The organism is Ensifer sp. Root278 (assembly GCF_001429285.1).
Lineage (GTDB): Bacteria > Pseudomonadota > Alphaproteobacteria > Rhizobiales > Rhizobiaceae > Ensifer.
In genome coordinates, this window is the sequence record NZ_LMJJ01000044.1 from 277,136 (window position 1) to 297,220 (window position 20,085).

Consider the following 20,085-nt stretch of genomic DNA (forward strand, 5'->3'; position numbering starts at 1 on the left):
ATGACGAGGTTTGAAAAGAACCGGGCCGGACGGCCCGTGATATCAGATGGCGTCGAGGCCGGTTTCGCCCGTGCGAATTCGGATGACTTCTTCCACATTGGAAACGAAAATCTTTCCGTCACCAATGCGGCCGGTTTGCGCGGCATTGCGGATTGCCTCGATGACGGCCTCCGCGTTTTCGTCCGCCAGCACGACCTCGACCTTAACCTTCGGCAGGAAGTCCACCACGTATTCGGCGCCGCGATACAGCTCCGTGTGACCCTTCTGCCGCCCGAAGCCCTTGGCTTCCGTGACGGTGATGCCCTGCAGGCCGACTTCCTGAAGGGCTTCCTTCACTTCGTCGAGCTTGAAGGGCTTAATGATCGCTTCGATCTTTTTCATGAGAAAATGTCTCTCCGCTTCTCCCTTTAAAGCAGGATCATGCCCGCTCGCCCTGAATATGCACGTTGCATGCCAGTTTTTCTGCGAAAATCTGTCAGAACGACAAAAAATCTACTGCCACGACGTGGATTGCGGGTTTTCCATGCCATTTCCTGGCTGGGATCTGCCTAATTTTTATGATTTTCGATCGAAAGTTGCCCGGCATCGGTCGATGCTTTCAGTCATCAACAGGGTGAAGCACGTTATTTGAGCAACAAATATGTGCAAATGCATAATTTTGGGGCAAATCCGTGCTGGGTGTGAGACCTTGCGTCACGCCGTCGGGCATGGATAAGTCTACGACATGCGCTCCGAACTTCAGCACTTGTTGATCACGCCCTCGGAAATGACGGCAATCGATCAGGCGGCCGCCCAATCCGGCATCGAAAGCTTCACACTGATGCGCAACGCCGGCCTGGCCGTGACCGCGGCGGCCTTGCGACACTTCCCGGATGCCCTCCGTTTCCTCGTGCTCTGCGGGCCGGGCAACAATGGCGGCGATGGTTATGTCGCGGCATGCGGTCTTGCGGAAAGTGGGGCGGATGTCGCGGTTTTTACACTCGGCAATCCCGCGGCACTTCAAGGCGACGCCGCACGCGCACGGTCGGAATGGAAGGGACCGGCGGCGTCGCTTGACGCAATCGAACTTCGGGCCGGCGATGTCGTCATCGATGCGCTGTTCGGGGCCGGGCTCTCGCGCGGTCTCTCGGGGGACGTCGTTCAGCTCATTGAACGGATCAACGCGAGCGGGCTCCCGGTCATCGCGGTCGATCTGCCGAGCGGCATCGATGGGCGGACCGGTGAAGTCCGTGGCGCCGCCTTCGCAGCCCGCCACACGGTAACCTTCATGGCGCCGAAGCCGGGCCACTGGCTTTTGCCCGGTCGATCCCTGTGCGGAAAGCTCGACGTCTTCGATATCGGAATCCCGCCGCGCATCGTGCTGGCCGAGGCCGGCCCGCTGCGTCTGAATTCGCCGACGGTCTGGTCCGGCTGGCGTGGAGATCTCGCGCCGTCAACGCACAAGTTCAGGCGTGGTCACCTCGTCGTCTTTTCAGGCGACCGGCAAGCAACGGGGGCCGCGCGCCTGGCGGCCACGGCAGGGCTCGCGGCCGGCGCCGGACTGGTCACGGTGGCAACGGGAAAGGCTGCGCTCGGCATCAATGCGTCGCAATTGACCGCTGTGATGGTCAACGAAGTGGAAGGTAAGCGAGACCTGACGAAATGGCTGCAGGATCGTCGCTTGGGCAGCTTCGTCCTCGGGCCCGGCTTCGGTGTCGGCAAGAAGGCGAGGGACTTTGCGCTTGCTTTGTGCGATCGGTCGCTGGTGCTCGACGCAGACGGGATCACGTCGTTTCAGGCGAACCGCGAGGAACTCTTCGCCGCGCTTGCGAGGGGCGGAGGGCAGATGGTCATGACGCCGCACGAGGGCGAATTCGCGCGCCTCTTTCCCCAAATTGCCGGCGACGGCGCACTCTCCAAGATCGAAAGGGCGCAGAAGGCGGCTCGCGAGAGCCATGCGGTCATCGTCTACAAGGGAGCAGACACGGTGATCGCAGCACCGGACGGTCGGGCCGTGGTCAATAACAATGCGCCAGCATGGCTGGCAACGGCCGGTTCGGGCGACGTTCTCGCCGGCATCATCGGCGCACATCTTGCTCAAGGGATGCCGGCCTTCGAGGCAGCGGCGGCCGCCGTGTGGCGACATGGCGCGGCCGGCAGCCAGGCCGGGCGGGGGCTCACCGCCGAGACATTGATTGGCGTCATACCGCCATTGGCGTGAGGCTGGAAATGCAACGCCTCGAGCAGCCGGACTTCATGGGAGGGACCGCTCGAGGCGCTTTTGTCTGTTTGCCCGGCTCTTAGATCATTTCATTGTTTCATCGAAACACTGATATGATCTAAGTCTTTGAAATTACGCAATTCCGGACGGAAAACCGTTTCACACTTTTCCTGGAATTGCTCTTAGCCGCGGGTGCCCTTGGCGATCGGCTCCTGATAGGTGAAGCCCATGTCCCAGGGGAAGTAGATCCAGGTGTCCTGGCTCACTTCGGTAACGAAGGTATCGACCATCGGCCGGCCCTTCGGCTTGGCGTAGACGGCGGCGAAATGCGCCTTCGGCAGCATGGCGCGCACTTCCGCGGCGGTCTTGCCGGTGTCGGTCAGGTCGTCGACGATCAGCACGCCTTCGCCGCCGTTCTCGGCGATTTCGGGTGCGATGCCCTTCAGCACCTTCATCTGACCCTGCGTGTCATAGTCGTGGTAGGACGCGATGCAGACGGTCTCGATCATGCGGATATTGAGCTCGCGGCAGATGATCGCCGCAGGAACCAGGCCGCCGCGTGTGATGCAGACCATGGCGCGCCATTCCTGGCCGTTGTCGGCGAGGCGCCACGCAAGCGCGCGCGCGTCACGGTGGAACTGGTCCCAGGAGACGGGAAAGGCTTTATCGGGCAGCGACATCAGTGGGCTCCGGCTTGTCTGTACTTGGTAAAGACGAAGCGTCCGGCAGATCGGGCAGGCGGGAACGCGTCATCCTGATTTGCCGACATGCAATAACGGCAATAGCGGTCAAAGTGCAAGGCTCTACAGCGCCGCGCGTCCTTTAAGACGCGCTAAGGGCGCTATACAGGGAAGTCACGCTTTTGCGCGTGCTTCGGTGATTGCCTGGATCATCGCCTGCACATCGGCTTCGGCCGCAGCCAGCGCCTGCGGATCGCGGGCACGCACGACAATATCGGTCGAGAAGTTCTTGCCGTCGAACTTGGGGTAGGAGCCGATGCTGGTCTCCGGATGGTTTTTCTGCACCTCCGTCAGCGGACTGCCGATATCGCCTTCGCCGAATGGCGAGCGAACGGTGCGCGAGAGGAGGGGCGAACCGACCTGAAGGCCGGGCAGCAAGGCGTCGAGCATGGCCTGAAACACCTGCGGCACACCGGCCATGACATGCACATTGCCGATCGCGAAGCCCGGCGCGGTGGAGACGGGATTCGGGATGTGGCGTGCGCCAAGCGGCATGCGCGCCATGCGCTTGCGGGCGTCGGTGAACTCCATGCCGCGGCGCTCGTACATCGCGCCGAGCAGGGCCATCGCCTCGGGCTCGTAGACGCACTCGACGCCGAAGGCGCGTGATATCGCGTCGGCGGTGATGTCGTCATGGGTGGGGCCGATGCCGCCCGAGGTGAAGACGTAATCGTAGCGGCTGCGTACGGCGTTGATCGCTTCGACGATGGCGGCTTCGTCATCGGCGACGATCCGCACTTCGCGCAGATCAATGCCCACCATGGTCATCATGTCGGCGAGATGGCCGATGTTCTTGTCCTTGGTGCGACCCGACAGAAGTTCATCGCCGATGGCGACCATCGCGGCAGTGACGATTTTTGTGCTCATCGGTAATTCCTACTTATATAAGCCAATCATTTAACAGTGATTGTTTATTGTTCGACGGGCGAGAACAGTCTGTTTCTCGGACAGCTTCTGGCAAGCGGCCGCATTTTGATAAATCTTCCCGGCAGCGGTGATCAAGTGGGATCGCTTGAATCCAAAGGAGCATTTTATGGCCAAGGTTCTTGTTCTCTATTATTCGGCATACGGACACGTCGAAACGATGGCCTATGCGGTGGCCGAAGGCGCGAAATCGGCCGGCGCCGAAGTGGACGTGAAGCGCGTGCCCGAACTTGTGTCGGAAGAAGTCGCCAAGGCTTCGTACTACAAGCTGGACCAGGCAGCGCCAATCGCCACCGTCGAAGAACTTGCGCAATATGACGCAATCATCTTCGGCGCAGGCACGCGCTACGGCACCGTTGCCTCGCAGATGCGCAACTTCATCGACCAGACGGGCAGCCTGTGGGCCAAGGGCAAGCTGGTCGGCAAGGTCGGCTCGGTCTTCACATCCTCTGCGACGCAGCATGGTGGCCAGGAGTCGACGATCCTCGGCTTCATCCCGACCCTGATGCACCACGGCATGGTCGTCGTCGGTCTTCCCTATGCCTTCCAGGGCCAGATGGGCCTCGACGAGATCAAGGGCGGCTCGCCCTACGGCGCCTCGACGATCACCGGCGGCGACGGTTCGCGCCAGCCCTCCGAGGTTGAACTCGAAGCCGCTCGTTTCCAGGGCGCACATGTCGCCAAGATCGCCGCGAAGCTCGCCGATTGATCGCTCAAGATATTGGATTTCTTGATCAAGGGCGGCTCCGAAAGGGGCCGCTCTTTTGATTCGCGACACGCCGTTTCGGAGTGATTCGCGAAGGTGGCAATTCGCACCGCACCTGTGGTAATATCCGCGGCGTTCGGCATGAACATGCCTTTGACGAGGAGGAAAGAACGGCCGTGCGGCAACGGCCCGCCGAAGACCGAAGCGTTTTCGGACGATTGGGAGGGAAGTATGGCGCGGATCACTTACACCATCGTTCCTCATGACGGAGGATGGGCCTATAAGGCCGCCGAAGCATATTCGGAGCCCTTTCCCAGCCGCGAAATGGCGCTAGCCGCCGCCAAGGCTGCCGCCGCCGAACAACAGGTCGGCGGCGACGACGAAGATATCAGTTTCCAGGATGACGAAGGCCACTGGCACTTCGAGCACACAGACGGCGGCGATCGGCCGGAAGCGACCGTAGAAGACGGCTAGTACGCTTCAAGGCAGGCCGGCTCAATCCGAACACAAGCGTGAGTATTGCGTGCACACCATCTCTCCCACGGAGGATATTCGATGCACTATAACGTTCAGATCTTCACCTGGACCCCGCGGCAGGGAGTCCACCAGGTCGGATCGGCAATCGAGGTGGACGCCCCCAATTCGAAGGCGGCAGCGGTCTCCCTTCTCGGCCTGAGGCTGGAAAACCAGGGATGCGCAACGAAGCTCGCCGTCCGGGTATGGCACGACGATGCTTACCGGGCCGAATGCGATTGCTACTACTACAACAGCTGAGCGGTCGCGCTCTCTGAAGCAACCTCTCGCTTCTCAGCGAGCGGCTACACGTGCGCGGAATAATCATTGAAAGCCGGATGTCTGGTGCGGGCGGCGGGGATCGAACCCGCACAGCCAAGGCCGAGAGATTTTAAGTCTCTTGCGTCTACCAGTTTCGCCACGCCCGCTTTGCCCCCTAGATCAAACACTCAAGGGGAACAGTCAAGTGCATCAGACAGGTGAAAGGTGGATTGCCGCTCAGGCGCTCTGTTGCTTAGGCTTCAGAAAGTAGAAGACGACAGCTGCGATGAGCGCGGCGATGCCGCAGAGGATGAACATTTCGAAATAGGGGCGGCCCGAATTGAATGAGTAGATGGCAGGAGCCACGAACGCCAAGACGACCAAGCCCGCCAGACGGGACGAAAGCACGCTGAGAGCGGAGACCTTGCGCAGCAGCCACCCGATCAGCGTGCCGAGCAGCAGCATTGAAATTGTTGCACCGAATATTTGTGCCATTGTCACTCCCCCCTGACGAAATCGCGATGGTATATCGCGCTGATTCGGAGTGCGGTGGATAGGGAGTACAACCGCTGATTTCGTTCGACGCGCTAGCGCGGATGCGGTCGCGATAGCCTCCGACGCCTCGCCAACAGCCTTTTGGTGGTGTGGCCCCAGGAGGGCAATTAGCCCGCGTGCCTAGAGCGGCAAGCGTTCAAGGATCGGCGGCAATCCGCCGAGATCGTCGATCTCGCGAAATCTCCGATGGTTCTCCGGCTTGTCGTGATGCTCGAATGCCCAAGTCAGTGCATGTGGGACGTAAACACCCCAGCTTCCCGCATCGAGGGCCGGAACGATGTCGGATTTCAGAGAGTTGCCGACCATCAGGCTTTTCAGCGGCCCGTCGCCATGGCGCTTGAAGAGGCGTTCGTAGGTGCTCGCATTCTTGTCGCTGACGATCTCGACGGCGTCGAAATAATCGCCAAGGCCGGAGGCCGCGAGCTTGCGCTCCTGGTCGAAGAGATCGCCTTTCGTGATCATGACAAGGCGGAAGGTGCCGTGAAGGGCACTGAGTGTTTCTTGGACATGGGGCAGGGGTTCGACCGGATGGACAAGCATGTCGCGGCCGGCCGCCAGGATTTCGGCGATCACGGATGAGGGGACTTTCCCATCCGTCACGTCCACCGCGGTCTCGACCATCGACAGAACGAAGCCTTTGATGCCGAAACCGTAGAGAGCGAGATTGCGTTTCTCCGCGGCAAGCAGCCGTTCGGACAGATGCTCGGTGTCGGTGTGGGGGCTCAGAAGTTCGGCGAAGCGTGCCTCGGTCAGGCGAAAGAACTGTTCGTTCTGCCAAAGCGTATCGTCGGCATCGAAACCAACAGTCGTTATTGCATGGGGCATGATCTTACGGTCCGGCAATCTTGAAGGGCTGGTCGACGCTAGCGGTCTTGCCGCTGTTGACGTCATTGAAATGGAAGCGCAGCACGTAGTCGCCGGCCGGCGCGCCGGAAACATCGATGGTCAGCGTCGAATAGATTTCCTGGTTCCTGAGGTAACCGGTGAAGGTGAAGTCGCCGAAGGCCTTCTGGCCGGCGAGAACGTCACCCTTCGGATTGAGGATATCGAAGTCGACGGTGAAATGGCTCTCGAGCTTGCCCTTCTCTGCCGCATCCTTCCAGGAGAGGCCGATCGGCTCGATGTAGGAGATCAGCGACTCTCCCTCCTTGAAGACCGAGCCGTCTCGCGGCTGGTACATCGCATAACCAGTCGGCTGCTTGGAGACGAAGATCGCCTTGCCGATCGCGAAGGGCAGCGTTTGCGAAAAGTCGCTCATCGCCTTGAGAAGCAGGTCTCGCGCCTTTGCCGCATCGCCCGAAGCGGCAAGTTTCTCCGCCTGCGCCGCCGCGTCGGTGAGCGGTCCGGCGTGGGCGATGGAGTGTCCGGATAGTGTCGTGGCGGCGCTCAGCGTCGCCAGAAGAAGAATATGTTTCACCATGACGTTCCCCCATCGCCGGATGACACCGACTTTCGGCATCTGCCGCATCAAGTCAAGACGATAGGGCTGGCCGGCCAATGGTCAATGCTTCCAGAACACCGGCGTCAGGATCACGAGCACGGTCAGCACTTCCAGACGGCCGAGAAGCATCATCAGCGACAGCAGATAGAGCTCGGGATCGCCGAGCGTCGAGAAGTTGCCGGCCGGCCCGATGATGGGGCCAAGCCCGGGACCGACATTCGAAAGGCAGGTGATGACCGCCGATGTCGCCGTGACCAGGTCGTAGCCGAGCGCACCCATGGCGAGGCTGCCGAAGACCCAGAGCAGGATATAGGTGATGAAGAACAGGAAGATGGCCCGCTGCGTGTCGGCATCGACGGTGCTGTTGCCGTAGCGCACGGCGTAGATCGCATTGGGATAGACGAGCTTGTTGAGCCCTGAGCGGATCGCGTTGAAGAGCACGATGAACCGATAGGCCTTGATGCCGCCGGCGGTCGATCCGGAACAACCGCCCATGAAGGTCGCGATGAAGGCGGCCATGACGACGAAGGGCCCCCAGAGGCTGTAGTCCTGGCTGGCATAGCCGCTCGTCGAGAGGATCGAGGTGATGTTGAAGAAGGAATGCGCCAGCGCCAGGTGAAATTCGACGCCATTCGCCAGGCGGTGATAGACCGCCACTGCGACCGAAAAGGCAGAGAGATAGCCGAGAAAGACGATGATCTGCGGATCGCGCAGCGCGTCAAGCCGGCCGCGCGCCACCAGCACGATCAGGATCGAGAACGGCAGGCTGCAAAGCGCCATGAAGAAGATCGCCGTCCAGAGCAGTGGAATGCTGCCGAAATAGGCGAAGGATGCATCATGGGTGGAAAAGCCGCCGGTGGCGACGGTCGACATCGCGTGGTTGATGGCGTCGAAGCGGTTCATGCCGGTCAGGAAGTAGCCGATGGTGCAGAGGAGCGTGATGACGACATAGACGATCAGGAACGCGCGGCTGAAGCTGGCGAGGCGTGCAAACGGCTTGTCGCTGGTATCGGAGGATTCCATCTTGAAGAAGGACATGCCGCCGACCCTGAGATAGGGGATGATGAAGAGGCCGAGCACGACGATGCCGATGCCGCCGAGCCAGCAGAGCAGCGAGCGCCAGACGAGCAGTCCGGGCGGCGCGTCGTCGAGCCCGACGATGACGGTGCCTCCGGTCGTGGTGATAGCCGATACGGACTCAAACAGCGCCTGGGCAAAATCGAGGTCAAGTGACGACAGCCAGAGCGGGATCGCGCCGACCACCGAAAACACGGCCCACAGCAGGTTGACAAGGACGAAGCCGAACTTCTTGGAGAAGGGCGGTGGCCCCGTGCGGGTCGCCATGAAGGTCGCAAGCGACAACCCGCCGACCATAAAGGCCGAAGCGGCGAAGATCTGCCAATCGGGATGGCCGTAGTAGAGATCAACCATCGCCGGCACCAGCATCGCGCATGCGAGATAGATGCCGAGGATTGCCGCGATGTGCACAGCATGCCGGATCAGAGTTGCGTTCAAGCGTTCAATTTCCCGGAAAGCGTTGCGGACGTCCCGGCCTAACGGGATGCAGTCGCATTGTTCACGGCAGTCCGATTCGAGTCAAAGCGATGGCTTCGGGCGTTGCAATGTGCAATAGCCACAGCCACTAGAGCGCCGTGCGTTCAGATGAACGCACTAAGGACGCTCTAGCATTTTGATTCTAGAGCATCTGTCCGCCTCAAGTGATTCCACTTGAGAGCGGGATGCTCTAGCCAACTCAACGGAAGACCGCACGCGATGAAGCAGGATGTTGAAGCCGCAACCGAAGCCTTGCGGGAGATCTTCCCGCCGACGCCGCTGCAGCTCAACGAGCACTTGAGCGCGCGCTACGGCGCCAACATCTACCTCAAGCGCGAAGACCTGTCGCCCGTTCGCTCCTACAAGATCCGCGGCGCTTTCAATTTCTTCCGCAAGGCGCTTGGCGCCGGCGCCTCCGGCAAGACATTCGTCTGCGCCTCGGCCGGCAACCACGCCCAGGGCTTTGCCTTTGTCTGCCGTCATTTCGGCGTGCCGGGCGTCGTTTTCATGCCGGTGACGACGCCGCAGCAGAAGATCGACAAGACCCGCATGTTTGGCGGCGAATTCATCACCATCCGCCTCGTCGGCGATATCTTCGACCAGTGCTACAAGGCGGCGCGCGATCACGTCGAAGCGATCGGCGGCGTCATGGTGCCACCTTTCGATCATGCCGATATCATCGAAGGCCAGGCAAGCGTTGCCGCCGAAATTTCCTGGCAGCTGCCTGACGGTGTCACGCCTGATCTCGTTGTCCTGCCCGTTGGCGGCGGCGGCCTTGCTGCCGGTGTGACGGGTTATTTCAAGGACGTGGTTGAAGCGGATCATTTCATCTTCTGCGAACCCGTCGGTGCCCCCAGCCTGCGCGAAAGCCTCGAAACCGGCAGCGTCGTGACCCTCGATCAGGTCGACAATTTCGTTGACGGTGCCGCCGTCGGACGGATTGGCGACCTCAATTTTGCAGCGCTTCGGCGCTTTTCCGCCGATCAGGTGATGCTTCTAGCGGAGAATGCAATCTGCCTGACGATCGTCGACATGCTGAATGTCGAAGGTGTGGTGCTGGAGCCGGCAGGGGCGCTTTCGGTTGCAGCCCTGGACGTACTCGGCCCCAAGAAACTGGCGGGCAAGACGGTGGTTGCCGTCGTCTCCGGGGGCAATTTCGATTTCGATCGTCTGCCCGACGTCAAAGAGCGGGCGATGCGCCATGCCGGGCTCAAGAAGTACTTCATTCTGCGCATGGCGCAACGGCCCGGCGCGCTTCGCGACTTCCTCAATCTGCTCGGCGACGAGGACGACATCTCGCGCTTCGAATACCTGAAGAAATCGGCGCGCAACTTCGGCTCCATTCTGATCGGCATCGAGACCAAACACGCCGAGAACTTCCCGGTCTTGAAGGCTCGCTTCGACGCCGCGGGGCTTCGCTACCAGGACATCACCGAGAACGAAATCCTCTCCAATCTCATCATTTAAACGGATCAGGGCGCTGCGGTTGATTATCGGCACTTAGGCTTTGACAGTGTCGGCCGCGGCGTCTAAGTCTTGGGCATGGCATCGTTTTTCTCGAAATTGTTCGGCCGTTCGGGCTCTTCTGAAAACCAGACGCAGGCTGCGCCTGGAAAGACCGAGGTCTATGCCGAATGCACCATCCGCGCGACGCCCATGCGTGAAGGCTCGCAGTTTCGTCTGGCTGGAAGCATCGAGAAGGCCTCGGCGGATGGCGGCACCAAGACCCGCAGCTTCATCCGCGCCGATCTCTTCACCTCGGAGCAGGACGCGATCGATGCCGCTCTGCGCAAGGGACGCCAGATCATCGACCAGACCGGCCCGTCGCTGTTTTCCGACGACGCCCAGTCGCGTCAGGTTTGATCAGACGCCGCCTGCAACGTAGCTAAATTGTCTCAGATGGTTAGCGGGCATTCTTAATGTCTCGTGCTAATTTTCATCGGTCTGCGTACGGATCACCGGACCAGCTAAATCTGCATCGTCCGCTCAAAATGATAGGCCGCCACAAGCAGGGCGGCCCGACCCTGGTTCGCCTGAAGCTCAGAGCTTGATCCGGAAGCGGGCAAAGCCTTCGGCGGAGTCACCGGCATCTTCGATCGTCACGCCCTTCACCTGTGCCAGGAACTGCCGGGCCTTCGGGCCGCTGTCGAAGGTCACGGTCGTATTGGCGAGTGGCACGAAGGTCCAGTTGGCGTCGGCAGATGGGTTGATCGTGCCCTGATCGATGATGTAGCGCACCACGACGTCGCGGTTGGTGTCGGGGGCTACGAACACCACTTTGTCGGCGGCGATGTCGGGGAAATTGCCGCCGCCGCCGGCCCGGTAGTTGTTGGTCGCAACCACGAATTTCTGCGCTGCGTCAATCGGTTGCCCGTTGAACTGCAGGTTCTTGATACGGTTCGACGACGCATTGATCGTGTTGCCGTCCTTGTCGAACTTCGGCGGCACGGAAAGGTCGATCTGATAGGTGACGCCGTCGATGACGTCGAAATTATAGGACGGGAAACCGCCGTTGATCAGCGGCGCGTCCGAGGCGCCAGGTTTGACTTCGTTGAAGATGCCGGCAGACATTTCCAGCCAGTTGCGCACCTGGTCGCCGGTTATGACGACGGCCTGCACCGTATTCGGATAGAGATAGAGGTCGGCGACGTTCTTGATCGCGATGTCGCCGGCGGGGACGTCGGTGTAGTAGTCCGCGCCGCCACGGCCGCCGGCCTTGAAGGGGGCCGCTGCCGACAGCACCGGCAGGTCGCGGTACTCGGTCTCCTTCAACATGTCCTTGATGTACCAGGTCTGCGCCTGGCTGACGATCTGCACGGACGGGTCGTCGGCGACCAGGGCGAAGTAGGAATAGAGCGGCGCACTGGTCTTGCCGACAGGCGTGCGCACATAGGCGAGTGTTGCCTCGTGGTCCTTCTTCGCGGCGGCCAGCACCTCCGGCTTGTCGGTGACCTCGGCGATCACCTTCTTTTCTTCGCGACGGTAGATCGGCCGCGCCTCGCTCGTTGAACTGACGACACGCCAGGCGCCACCCTCCCGTTCGATCAGCAGGTCGATCAGGCCGAGATGCGAGCCCCAGAAACCACCCATGACGCCGGGCCTGCCGGAGATCAGGCCCTTCGTGTTGTCGACCCCCGCGATGCCGTCGAACTTCGGCCCGGGGAAATCGAGGTGGCTGTGGCCGGTGACGATCGCATCGATGCCTGCGATGGCGGCAAGGGGAACGGACGCGTTTTCGAGGTTCTCCGCATAGGCCTGCTGGCCGATGCCGGAATGGGAGAGGGCGACGACGATGTCGACGCCTTCCTCGCGCATCTGTGGCACCCAGGCTTCGGCGGCCTTGACGATGTCGCGGGCACTGGCCTTGCCTTCGAGGTTCTTGGCATCCCAGGTCATGATCTGTGGTGGAACGAAGCCGATGAGGCCGATGCGAACCTGATGTTCCGCGCCGGAGCCGTCTTTCACTTTTCGGTCGAGAATGACGTAAGGCTTGAGAAACAGCTCATCCTGACGTCCGTTGGCGGCAAGTGCGCCCTTCGTCAGGTTGGCGCAGACCAGCGGGAAGTTCGCGCCGTCCAGGACCTTGAACATGAAGTCCAGGCCATAGTTGAATTCGTGGTTGCCAAGCGTGCCGCAATCATAGCCGAGCACGTTCATGGCGGCGATGACAGGGTGGATATCGCCGTCCTTCATGCCGCGCTGATAGGCAATGTAGTCGCCCATCGGGTTGCCCTGGAGGAAGTCGCCATTGTCGACCAGGATGGAGTTTGTCGCTTCGGCTCGGATGGCGTCGATGATCGAGGCGGTGCGCGCAAGGCCGACCGTATCGTTGGGCTTGTCGCCGTAATAGTCGTAGGGAAAGACGTGCACGTGCAGGTCCGTCGTTTCCATGATTCTGAGATGCGCCTGGTTGGCGGCGGCGCGGACTGAGAAGGGGTGCAGCATGACAAGCGCCGAAGAAGCCGCGGCCCCCGCGAGAAGCGAACGGCGCGTAAGGTGGAGCGGGGATGTCATCGATGGCATGCGGTCCTCCATTTATCAAGGATCCCGGTTTTTCCGAGACGAGTGCAATCCGGAGTTTTGTTCGCGGCTGCGCGAACCATGGTGGGTTGGCGGCGACTATGCCGGAAAGGCGACATTTTCGAAAGCGGCAGATTTTCGCATTCTGGCGGCTGACAGCCGCGGGTTCCGCTAAAGTTTTCTTCAAACTTCCTGTTTAACCGTGCTTCGGGAAACGGAACTTTTTCAAGCACATGCCAAACGCCAACCTTCTTCTCTTCGTCGGCGAGGCGCTGGTCTACGTTACGGCGATGATCGGGTTGCTGCATCTTCGCGCCCGTTTGGGGCTTGGCGTCTTCGTCGCCGCACTCGGCGTCATGCACTTCATCGAGACCTATCTCGCCGCAGTCTTCTATGTGCAATTGCCGTTCGGCGTGATCTCGCCAGGCTCTGCTGTGCTTTTCTCCGGCAAGTTGATGATGATCCTGCTGCTCTATGTGAAGGAAGACGCGGCAACCGTTCGCCAGCCGATCTACGGGCTGCTCGCCGGCAACTTCCTGACGGTGGCACTGAGCCTTCTGTTGCGCCAGCACGACACCGTAGCGATCGTGGCGGAGCGGTCCGCCGACCTCGCCTTCATCGATGAGATGGGCTGGCTGATGGTCTGGGGCACGACCATCCTCTATTTCGATTCGCTGATGATCATTCTGCTTTACGAGCGGCTGGGCCGGTGGTTGCGGCGCTTCGTGACGCTCCGATTTCTCATCTGCGGCGTTGTCGTGCTGACATTCGATCAGGCTGCTTTCTATGCGGCACTTCGCTGGTGGAACGGTGCACCCTTCGAGGTCTTCTGGGGTGGTTGGATGGCGAAGATGCTGGCAGCACCCTTCTATGCGATCGCGATCGGACTTTATCTCAATGCCTCGCGCCATCCGTTCCTGGCGATGTCGGACCGGCCGCTTGGCGATATCTTCAATGCATTGACGTTCCGCGAACGCTACGAGGACCTGCTGTCACGGTCCGGTCAGGATACGCTGACGGGTTCGCTCGATCGCAGCCGGTTCGAGATCGAAGCGCCGGCAATGCTGCGCGCGGCGAGTGCCGACAATGCGGCCGTCACCTTGATGATCATCGACGTCGACCATTTCAAGGGCGTCAACGACCGCTTCGGCCACCAGGAGGGCGACCGCGTCCTGCAGCGGCTGGTCGAGACGGTGAAGTCGAAGTTGCGTCCGGTCGACCGACTGTTTCGATATGGTGGCGAGGAGTTCGTGATCCTTTGCCCGGCAATGGCCCATGGCGATGCTTTGCGGCGCGCGGACGAGATTCGCGTTGCCGTGTCGGATCGCGTCTCGACCCCGGACGGACGGCCGGTGACCGCAAGCATCGGTCTATCGTCGACGCCGGACGACGGGGCGGCGATCGAGAACCTGCTGTCGGAGGCAGATCTTCGGCTCTACGCCGCCAAGGGACGGGGCCGCGACTGCGTCGTCGGCCGTTAGGCTGCATTCATTCCTTCAAATGCCGACATTCGGCCGGTCGATCACTTCCCGCAGCGAGAAGCTGGAATTGATCTTGACCACATGGGGCAGCGCCGAGAGCCAGTCGCGGTGGATGCGCTCGTAGTCCTGTAGGTCCTTGGCGGCGACCCTCAGGATGTAGTCGTACTCGCCTGACATCAGGTAGCAGACGAGTACGTTCGGACAGAGCTTCACCGCCGCTTCGAACTCGGCGAGTGTCTTGGCGAACTGGCCCGACAGCGAAATATGGACGATCACCATGATCTGGTAGTCGAGCGCCTTATGGGCGATGCGGGCATGATAGCCGGCGATCGTTCCTGATTTTTCCAGGATGTCGACTCGTCGCGAACAGGCGGACGGAGAGAGCCCGACCTTCGCCGCAAGGTCGGCATTCGAGATGCGGCCGTTCTGCTGGAGAATGCGCAGAATCGCATGATCGATGGCATCGAGTTCGCTCATTCGTTTTTTCCCTCAATCATGCGTCACTTCACGCAATCTTCTTCGAAATCAATGCGCCCCGGGTTTCGTCTTTGCAAGGACATTCGATTCACGGCGTGTTTTGCTGAATGCCTCGTCAAAAGTGGCGAAAAGCCCATAACAGGAGAGGAACGCGAGGATGCGTGTCGGTTGCCCGAAGGAAATCAAAAACCATGAATATAGAGTCGGCCTGACGCCCGGCTCGGTGCGTGAATATGTTGCCCATGGCCACGAGGTGATCGTGGAAACCAAGGCCGGGGCAGGGATCGGCGCGGATGACGATGCTTACCGTGCCGCTGGCGCGAAGATTGTCGCGACGGCAAAGGAAGTGTTCGAAAAGTCGGACATGATCGTCAAGGTCAAGGAGCCGCAGCCCTCCGAATGGGTGCAGCTCCGCGAAGGCCAGATTCTCTACACCTACCTGCATCTTGCGCCCGATCCGGAACAGACCAAGGGTCTGCTCAATTCCGGCGTCACGGCGATCGCCTATGAAACCGTCACCGACGATCGCGGCGGCCTGCCGCTGCTTGCGCCGATGTCCGAGGTTGCCGGACGCCTGGCCATCCAGGCGGGCGCCACGTCGCTGCAGAAGGCCAATGGCGGCCGCGGTATCCTGCTCGGCGGCGTGCCGGGTGTACTGCCGGCGAAGGTGGCCGTCATCGGTGGCGGCGTCGTCGGCCTGCATGCGGCGCGCATGGCGGCCGGGCTTGGCGCCGACGTCTCCATTATCGATCGCTCGATCCCGCGCCTGCGCCAACTCGACGATCTCTTCGCCGGCCGCGTGCACACACGCTACTCGACCATCGACGCACTGGAAGAGGAAGTCTTCTCCGCCGATCTGGTAATCGGGGCAGTGCTCATTCCGGGTGCTGCGGCGCCGAAGCTCGTGACCCGCGAAATGCTGACCGGCATGAAGAAGGGGGCCGTCATCGTTGACGTCGCGATCGACCAGGGCGGCTGCTTCGAGACGTCCCACGCGACGACGCATTCCGACCCGACCTACGAGGTCGATGGCATCGTGCATTATTGCGTGGCGAACATGCCGGGCGCCGTGCCGGTGACCTCTGCGCATGCGCTCAACAACGCCACGCTGCACTACGGCCTGCAGCTCGCGGATAAGGGCCTGAAGGCGATTGCCGAGGATCGGCATCTGCGTGCCGGCCTCAACGTTCATCGCGGACGCGTCACCAACGCGCCGGTGGCCGAAGCGCTCGGTTATGATGCCTTTGCGCCCGAGGCGGTGCTGAGCGTCGCCTGACGGAACGATGCTTTCGGCCCGGCATCAATGCCGGGCCGAATTTGGTGGTCAGGTCAGCTCGATCCGGCACTGGTAACAATTGTTCTTGGCCGAACGCACATGCACGGAGGAAACGTCCGGTCGGGCCAGCAGTTCTTCCGCTCGCGCCTGTAACTGCTCCGCCGGAACGACACCGCCGGTCCCGTAGACGATCCGTTCGTTCTCGCCATAACCGCGCAGCAGATAACTGACACTCGAAGCCAAGATCGGCGGAAGCGTATCGCCGTCATGCGCCGGACATTCCTCGGCGTGCATGAACACAGGGCCGGTCTCCGCATAGGGCTGCAACGACGAAAACGGCCGCAGGGCGAAGATCAGATAGGGCTCGCCGGCTGCGACATTGCGCAGGCAGTACCGACAGGGCACGCCATCACCATCGGATATCTCTCGCTCCGGCCGGTTGCCATAGGCATCCGGCCCGCCCTCGCGGATCCGCCGCGCTTCGTCGTCGGACATCGGAATGTAGCGCAACGTCATGGCGCATCTCCTTGATCGGTTTGATTGTTCGATCAGGAGATTGCACCGGTCGCGATCCATTCGACACCCGGAACTTGCCGGGCGAAATGTGTCAGAGATTTTTCGCCAGGGTCAGCAGTTCATCGTCGGTCAAAGGTTCGACCGTGGTCTCACGGGTGGCGACCGGCGAGAAGCCGAATTGCTGGTAAAGCTGCAGTGCGCGGGGGTGATCCAGATTGTTGGTCGTTACCGTCAGCTTGCTCGGGTTCAGCGCCCAGGCGGCAAACAGCGTCTGGAGCAGGAACCACTTGCCGAGGCCAAGCCCGAGCGCATGTTCCATCAGTCCGAAATGGACGAGCACGACGACGTCGTCCTCGTCCTGGTGCAGCTCGAAGAAACCGGCCGGCGCGCCGTTCACATAGAGCACCGTGACACTCGTGCGCTTGTCGCCGAGCACGGCGGCGAGTTCCTCGTCGTTCATCCGCAGCCGCTCGGTCCAGTGCCAGCGGCGGCCGACACGCAGGTACAAGAAGCGATAGTAGCTGAGCGGAATGTCGGAGACGCGCAGGATGGCGGTCTGGATATTGACGGGCATCGGCAGGCTCTGCTTCGGCGGCGCCGTCATCTCGAGTTCGGTTACATGTGCTGTCAGGGAGGCGAGCTTCGGCGAACGCATGATATCACTCTCGACCGGTTACGATCATCGTGTCTGCGCGACCACCCCACTCCGACCAGGAACCGTCATAGAGCGTGTTGTCCGTGTGGCCGAGCGATTGCAGCGCCAGCGTGATGATGGCGGCGGTGACACCGGAGCCGCAGGTCGTAACGACAGGTTTGGAAAGATCGACGCCGGCGTCGGCGAAGGTTTGGCGAAGCGTCGCGAGATCCTTGAACTTTCCGTTTTCCGAGAAAGTACCGGAGGGAAGGCTGTGCGCGCCGGGCATATGGCCCGAGCGCATGCCGGCACGCGGCTCCGGCTCCTCGCCATAGAAACGTCCGGCACCGCGGGCATCGGCGATCTGGATCGAGCCATCCGCAACGATTTCCGTCATCCGCGCGAAGGAGGTCACGGCCGCCGGGGTGAAATTGACGTTGAACGTCGCCGGCTTGGGTGAGGGTACCTCGGTGCTGACGGGGCGCCCCTCCGTGTTCCAGCCGTCCATGCCGCCGTCGAGCACGTAGACGTTCTTGGCGCCCATGATGCGCAGCATCCACCACACGCGCGGAGCGGTCATGATGCCGGGACCGTCGTAGACGACGATCGTGTCCTTTTCGCTGACGCCCAGCGCACCAACCGCCGAGGCAAAGGCTTCAGGCGAGGGCAGGGTGTGGGGCAGGCCACTCGTGTGGTCGGCAATAACGTCCTGATCGAAGAAGACGGCACCGGGAATATGCCCGGCATCGTATTCCGTCTTCGGGTTGCGGTTCTGAGCCGGCAGATACCAGGCGGCGTCGAGGATCCGGATCGAGGGATCGCCGAGGCGCTCCTGCAGCCAATCGGCCGATACGACAAAGGCGCTTTTGTTGTTGGTCACAGTCGCAACTCCCTACTCAAACTGATGCGCGATCTTCGGGCATGCCGAAGCGGATACGGAACCGACGGTTCTCCTTACCCTTTTTCTCGATCTTGGCGATGTGGACGGCACCCACTTCCTGCGTTTCCGACACATGGGTACCGCCACAGGGCTGGCTGTCGATCGCCGAGTTTTCGCCGATGCAAACGAGGCTGACGCGCCCAAGGCCAACAGGCGGGCGCACATTCTTCGATTTGACGATGCCGGGATTGGCGACGAGTTGCTCGTCGGTGATCCACTGGACGTAGACAGGATGGTTTTCTTCGACGAGCTTCATCAGCGCAGTGGTGACGTCGTCCCTGTCGATCGTCTCGCTCATGTCGAAATCGACACGGCTCTCGTCTTCGCCGACCGAGGCTCCGGTAATCGGGAAGGGGCAGACGACCGAGAGCAGATGGCAGGCGGTGTGCATGCGCATCAAGCGATAGCGGCGGGGCCAGTCGATATGCAGAACGAGTTTCTCGCCAACGGCGGGTGCCGGCTGCCCTTCGGCCGGCACATGGACGATGATGTCCTTGGTTTCGCCGTGACGGGCGACCGCGATGTCGATCTGGCTGCCATCGGCCCGCTCCAGAAAGCCGGTGTCGCCGGGCTGGCCGCCGGAGGTTGCGTAGAAGCAGGTTTGATCCAGTTCGATCCCGCCATCTTCCAGAATTCCGGTGACGCTTGCTTCGCAGGTCGAGAGGTAGAAATCGTCTCGGAAAAGGGCGGTCACGGTCCTGGTCATCGCATTCCTATCCAACTGATTCGTATGGCACCGCAATGTGGGAAGACGTCTTCAACCAGGTCGGCACCGGCAGCCCCTTGGAGGCCAGGAAGTCCGGATTGAAGAGCTTCGACTGATAGCGGTTACCATAGTCGCAGAGGATCGTCACGATCGTATGTCCCGGGCCGAGCTCCCTGGCGAGACGAACGGCACCGGCGATGTTGATGCCCGTCGAACCGCCGACGCAAATGCCTTCGCGCTCGATCAGGTCGAAGACATAGGGGACCGCTTCCGAATCGGGAATCTGGTAGGAGAAATCCGGCGTGAAGCCCTCGAGATTGGCGGTGATGCGGCCCTGGCCGATGCCCTCGGTGATCGAGCTGCCCTCGGACTTCAGTTCGCCGTTGGTATAGAAGTTGTAGAGTGCCGCCCCTTGCGGATCCGCAAGGCCGATCTTGATCGCCGGGTTCTTCGCCTTCAGCCCCTGTGCAACGCCGGCGAGCGTGCCGCCGGAGCCGACGGCGCAGATGAAGCCATCGACCTTGCCGTCCGTGTCGCGCCAGATCTCCGGCGCCGTGGTTTCCACATGCGCGTCACGGTTGGCGACGTTGTCGAACTGGTTGGCCCAGATGGCGCCGTTCGGCTCGGTCTTCGCCAGTTGCTCGGCGAGCCGGCCGGAGATCTTCACGTAGTTGTTGGGGTTCTTGTAGGGAACGGCCGGCACTTCGACGAGCTCGGCGCCAAGCAGCCGCAAGGCGTCCTTCTTTTCCTGGCTCTGGGTTTCCGGAATGACGATGACGGTGCGATAGCCAAGTGCCTGGCCGACCAGCGCCAGCCCGATGCCGGTGTTGCCGGCCGTGCCTTCGACGATGACCCCGCCCGGGCGCAACTGTCCGCTCCGTTCCGCTTGCCGGATGATCCAGAGTGCGGCGCGGTCTTTCACCGATTGCCCCGGATTGAGGAACTCGGCCTTGCCGAGGATGTCGCAGCCCGTGGCCTCCGACACGGCCTTCAGCCGAATCAAGGGTGTGTTGCCGATCGCTTCGAGGACGGACGGTAGGATGGCCATTTTCAGAACCTCGTGTTTGAGGACAGGCGCCGGGGCAGGGCGACACGTACCAGGGAAATACGAACGGCGGCTGACGAAAATCAACAACGATCC

22 protein-coding genes and 1 tRNA gene are annotated in these 20,085 nt (G+C 61.3%); 8 read left to right on the forward strand and 15 right to left on the reverse strand.

Translation table 11 applies throughout. From position 1 onward, the window contains the following. Positions 1-42 precede the first annotated feature (42 nt). Complete coding sequence (locus ASE60_RS32975) at positions 43-381, reverse strand: P-II family nitrogen regulator (protein WP_003528058.1); 339 nt, start codon at positions 379-381, stop codon at positions 43-45. 343 nt (positions 382-724) lie between these two features. On the opposite strand from ASE60_RS32975, the gene ASE60_RS32980 reads away from it, so the two are divergent. After that, the gene (locus ASE60_RS32980; protein ID WP_057255948.1) at positions 725-2,200 is read left to right on the forward strand and encodes a bifunctional ADP-dependent NAD(P)H-hydrate dehydratase/NAD(P)H-hydrate epimerase; all 1,476 of its coding nucleotides are present in this window, start codon (positions 725-727) and stop codon (positions 2,198-2,200) included. A 182-nt stretch (positions 2,201-2,382) separates the two neighbouring features. Here ASE60_RS32980 and gpt read toward each other — a convergent pair whose 3' ends face one another. Both gpt and ASE60_RS32990 read right to left on the reverse strand, forming a co-directional pair. Beyond that, positions 2,383-2,880, reverse strand: a complete 498-nt coding sequence (gene gpt, locus ASE60_RS32985) for a xanthine phosphoribosyltransferase (protein WP_057255950.1) — start codon at positions 2,878-2,880, stop codon at positions 2,383-2,385. A gap of 174 nt (positions 2,881-3,054) precedes the next feature. Continuing rightward, positions 3,055-3,807, reverse strand: coding sequence for a competence/damage-inducible protein A (locus tag ASE60_RS32990; protein ID WP_057255952.1), 753 nt, complete (start codon positions 3,805-3,807; stop codon positions 3,055-3,057). Between the two features lie 166 nt (positions 3,808-3,973). On the opposite strand from ASE60_RS32990, the gene wrbA reads away from it, so the two are divergent. The 3 genes from wrbA (at position 3,974) to ASE60_RS33005 (ending at position 5,344) form a co-directional block, all read left to right on the forward strand. Further along, the gene (wrbA, locus tag ASE60_RS32995) at positions 3,974-4,573 is read left to right on the forward strand and encodes an NAD(P)H:quinone oxidoreductase (protein ID WP_057255954.1); all 600 of its coding nucleotides are present in this window, start codon (positions 3,974-3,976) and stop codon (positions 4,571-4,573) included. A 228-nt stretch (positions 4,574-4,801) separates the two neighbouring features. Continuing rightward, the gene (locus ASE60_RS33000; protein WP_057255956.1) at positions 4,802-5,044 is read left to right on the forward strand and encodes a DUF2188 domain-containing protein; all 243 of its coding nucleotides are present in this window, start codon (positions 4,802-4,804) and stop codon (positions 5,042-5,044) included. An 81-nt stretch (positions 5,045-5,125) separates the two neighbouring features. Continuing rightward, on the forward strand, positions 5,126-5,344 hold the full coding sequence (locus ASE60_RS33005; RefSeq protein ID WP_057255959.1) for a hypothetical protein: 219 nt from the start codon (positions 5,126-5,128) through the stop codon (positions 5,342-5,344). Between the two features lie 82 nt (positions 5,345-5,426). On the opposite strand, the gene ASE60_RS33010 is transcribed toward ASE60_RS33005, so the two are convergent. The 5 genes from ASE60_RS33010 to ASE60_RS33030 all read right to left on the reverse strand — a co-directional run bounded on the left by ASE60_RS33010 (position 5,427) and on the right by ASE60_RS33030 (position 8,855). Further along, a tRNA-Leu gene (locus ASE60_RS33010) sits at positions 5,427-5,511 on the reverse strand. 70 nt (positions 5,512-5,581) lie between these two features. Continuing rightward, positions 5,582-5,839, reverse strand: a complete 258-nt coding sequence (locus ASE60_RS33015; protein ID WP_156414768.1) for a hypothetical protein — start codon at positions 5,837-5,839, stop codon at positions 5,582-5,584. 180 nt (positions 5,840-6,019) lie between these two features. Further along, positions 6,020-6,724, reverse strand: a complete 705-nt coding sequence (locus ASE60_RS33020) for an HAD family hydrolase (protein ID WP_057256088.1) — start codon at positions 6,722-6,724, stop codon at positions 6,020-6,022. A 4-nt stretch (positions 6,725-6,728) separates the two neighbouring features. Then, on the reverse strand, positions 6,729-7,319 hold the full coding sequence (locus ASE60_RS33025) for a hypothetical protein (protein WP_057256090.1): 591 nt from the start codon (positions 7,317-7,319) through the stop codon (positions 6,729-6,731). 81 nt (positions 7,320-7,400) lie between these two features. Further along, positions 7,401-8,855 carry a TrkH family potassium uptake protein gene (locus ASE60_RS33030; RefSeq protein ID WP_057255963.1) on the reverse strand — a complete coding sequence of 485 codons (1,455 nt, stop codon included), beginning with the start codon at positions 8,853-8,855 and terminating at the stop codon, positions 7,401-7,403. A 258-nt stretch (positions 8,856-9,113) separates the two neighbouring features. On the opposite strand from ASE60_RS33030, the gene ilvA reads away from it, so the two are divergent. Next, on the forward strand, positions 9,114-10,361 hold the full coding sequence (gene ilvA, locus ASE60_RS33035) for a threonine ammonia-lyase (protein ID WP_057255966.1): 1,248 nt from the start codon (positions 9,114-9,116) through the stop codon (positions 10,359-10,361). 75 nt (positions 10,362-10,436) lie between these two features. Continuing rightward, complete coding sequence (locus ASE60_RS33040; protein WP_057255968.1) at positions 10,437-10,757, forward strand: HlyU family transcriptional regulator; 321 nt, start codon at positions 10,437-10,439, stop codon at positions 10,755-10,757. 177 nt (positions 10,758-10,934) lie between these two features. Here the strand turns inward: ASE60_RS33040 and ASE60_RS33045 are convergent, their stop codons facing one another. Then, positions 10,935-12,908: a bifunctional 2',3'-cyclic-nucleotide 2'-phosphodiesterase/3'-nucleotidase gene (locus ASE60_RS33045; protein ID WP_057256098.1), complete on the reverse strand. Its 1,974-nt coding sequence runs from the start codon at positions 12,906-12,908 to the stop codon at positions 10,935-10,937. Positions 12,909-13,147: 239 nt separating this feature from the next. Between ASE60_RS33045 and ASE60_RS33050 the strand changes: the two genes are divergently transcribed. Beyond that, the gene (locus ASE60_RS33050; RefSeq protein ID WP_057255970.1) at positions 13,148-14,395 is read left to right on the forward strand and encodes a GGDEF domain-containing protein; all 1,248 of its coding nucleotides are present in this window, start codon (positions 13,148-13,150) and stop codon (positions 14,393-14,395) included. Between the two features lie 15 nt (positions 14,396-14,410). On the opposite strand, the gene ASE60_RS33055 is transcribed toward ASE60_RS33050, so the two are convergent. Further along, positions 14,411-14,872 (reverse strand): Lrp/AsnC family transcriptional regulator, encoded by a 462-nt coding sequence (locus tag ASE60_RS33055; RefSeq protein ID WP_057255972.1) that lies wholly within the window; start codon positions 14,870-14,872, stop codon positions 14,411-14,413. Positions 14,873-15,029: 157 nt separating this feature from the next. Here ASE60_RS33055 and ald point away from each other — a divergent pair, with 157 nt between their 5' ends. Then, the gene (gene ald, locus ASE60_RS33060; protein WP_057255974.1) at positions 15,030-16,148 is read left to right on the forward strand and encodes an alanine dehydrogenase; all 1,119 of its coding nucleotides are present in this window, start codon (positions 15,030-15,032) and stop codon (positions 16,146-16,148) included. Positions 16,149-16,196: 48 nt separating this feature from the next. Here the strand turns inward: ald and ASE60_RS33065 are convergent, their stop codons facing one another. From ASE60_RS33065 to ASE60_RS33085, 5 genes are all read right to left on the reverse strand, one after another. Beyond that, on the reverse strand, positions 16,197-16,664 hold the full coding sequence (locus ASE60_RS33065) for a DUF1203 domain-containing protein (RefSeq protein ID WP_057255977.1): 468 nt from the start codon (positions 16,662-16,664) through the stop codon (positions 16,197-16,199). Between the two features lie 91 nt (positions 16,665-16,755). Further along, positions 16,756-17,319, reverse strand: a complete 564-nt coding sequence (locus ASE60_RS35960; RefSeq protein WP_057255979.1) for a GNAT family N-acetyltransferase — start codon at positions 17,317-17,319, stop codon at positions 16,756-16,758. A gap of 4 nt (positions 17,320-17,323) precedes the next feature. Beyond that, positions 17,324-18,178, reverse strand: a complete 855-nt coding sequence (sseA, locus tag ASE60_RS35965) for a 3-mercaptopyruvate sulfurtransferase (RefSeq protein WP_057255981.1) — start codon at positions 18,176-18,178, stop codon at positions 17,324-17,326. Positions 18,179-18,194: 16 nt separating this feature from the next. Beyond that, positions 18,195-18,944 carry an alanyl-tRNA editing protein gene (locus tag ASE60_RS33080; protein WP_057255983.1) on the reverse strand — a complete coding sequence of 250 codons (750 nt, stop codon included), beginning with the start codon at positions 18,942-18,944 and terminating at the stop codon, positions 18,195-18,197. Positions 18,945-18,951: 7 nt separating this feature from the next. Then, positions 18,952-19,992 carry a cysteine synthase A gene (locus tag ASE60_RS33085; RefSeq protein ID WP_057255987.1) on the reverse strand — a complete coding sequence of 347 codons (1,041 nt, stop codon included), beginning with the start codon at positions 19,990-19,992 and terminating at the stop codon, positions 18,952-18,954. Positions 19,993-20,085 lie beyond the last annotated feature (93 nt).

What these genes read in the sequence shown, in the direction of transcription:
- ilvA (WP_057255966.1), top strand. Translation starts at nt 9,114, where the DNA reads ATGAAGCAGGATGTTGAAGCCGCAACCGAAGCCTTGCGGGAGATCTTC.
- wrbA (WP_057255954.1), top strand. Translation starts at nt 3,974, where the DNA reads ATGGCCAAGGTTCTTGTTCTCTATTATTCGGCATACGGACACGTCGAA.
- ASE60_RS33040 (WP_057255968.1), top strand. Translation starts at nt 10,437, where the DNA reads ATGGCATCGTTTTTCTCGAAATTGTTCGGCCGTTCGGGCTCTTCTGAA.
- ASE60_RS32990 (WP_057255952.1), bottom strand. Translation starts at nt 3,807, where the DNA reads ATGAGCACAAAAATCGTCACTGCCGCGATGGTCGCCATCGGCGATGAA.
- ASE60_RS33025 (WP_057256090.1), bottom strand. Translation starts at nt 7,319, where the DNA reads ATGGTGAAACATATTCTTCTTCTGGCGACGCTGAGCGCCGCCACGACA.
- ASE60_RS32980 (WP_057255948.1), top strand. Translation starts at nt 725, where the DNA reads ATGCGCTCCGAACTTCAGCACTTGTTGATCACGCCCTCGGAAATGACG.
- ASE60_RS33055 (WP_057255972.1), bottom strand. Translation starts at nt 14,872, where the DNA reads ATGAGCGAACTCGATGCCATCGATCATGCGATTCTGCGCATTCTCCAG.
- ASE60_RS35960 (WP_057255979.1), bottom strand. Translation starts at nt 17,319, where the DNA reads ATGCGTTCGCCGAAGCTCGCCTCCCTGACAGCACATGTAACCGAACTC.
- ASE60_RS33065 (WP_057255977.1), bottom strand. Translation starts at nt 16,664, where the DNA reads ATGACGTTGCGCTACATTCCGATGTCCGACGACGAAGCGCGGCGGATC.
- ASE60_RS33045 (WP_057256098.1), bottom strand. Translation starts at nt 12,908, where the DNA reads ATGACATCCCCGCTCCACCTTACGCGCCGTTCGCTTCTCGCGGGGGCC.
- ASE60_RS33000 (WP_057255956.1), top strand. Translation starts at nt 4,802, where the DNA reads ATGGCGCGGATCACTTACACCATCGTTCCTCATGACGGAGGATGGGCC.
- ASE60_RS33020 (WP_057256088.1), bottom strand. Translation starts at nt 6,724, where the DNA reads ATGCCCCATGCAATAACGACTGTTGGTTTCGATGCCGACGATACGCTT.
- ASE60_RS33050 (WP_057255970.1), top strand. Translation starts at nt 13,148, where the DNA reads ATGCCAAACGCCAACCTTCTTCTCTTCGTCGGCGAGGCGCTGGTCTAC.
- ASE60_RS33005 (WP_057255959.1), top strand. Translation starts at nt 5,126, where the DNA reads ATGCACTATAACGTTCAGATCTTCACCTGGACCCCGCGGCAGGGAGTC.
- ald (WP_057255974.1), top strand. Translation starts at nt 15,030, where the DNA reads ATGCGTGTCGGTTGCCCGAAGGAAATCAAAAACCATGAATATAGAGTC.
- ASE60_RS33080 (WP_057255983.1), bottom strand. Translation starts at nt 18,944, where the DNA reads ATGACCAGGACCGTGACCGCCCTTTTCCGAGACGATTTCTACCTCTCG.
- ASE60_RS32975 (WP_003528058.1), bottom strand. Translation starts at nt 381, where the DNA reads ATGAAAAAGATCGAAGCGATCATTAAGCCCTTCAAGCTCGACGAAGTG.
- gpt (WP_057255950.1), bottom strand. Translation starts at nt 2,880, where the DNA reads ATGTCGCTGCCCGATAAAGCCTTTCCCGTCTCCTGGGACCAGTTCCAC.
- ASE60_RS33085 (WP_057255987.1), bottom strand. Translation starts at nt 19,992, where the DNA reads ATGGCCATCCTACCGTCCGTCCTCGAAGCGATCGGCAACACACCCTTG.
- ASE60_RS33015 (WP_156414768.1), bottom strand. Translation starts at nt 5,839, where the DNA reads ATGGCACAAATATTCGGTGCAACAATTTCAATGCTGCTGCTCGGCACG.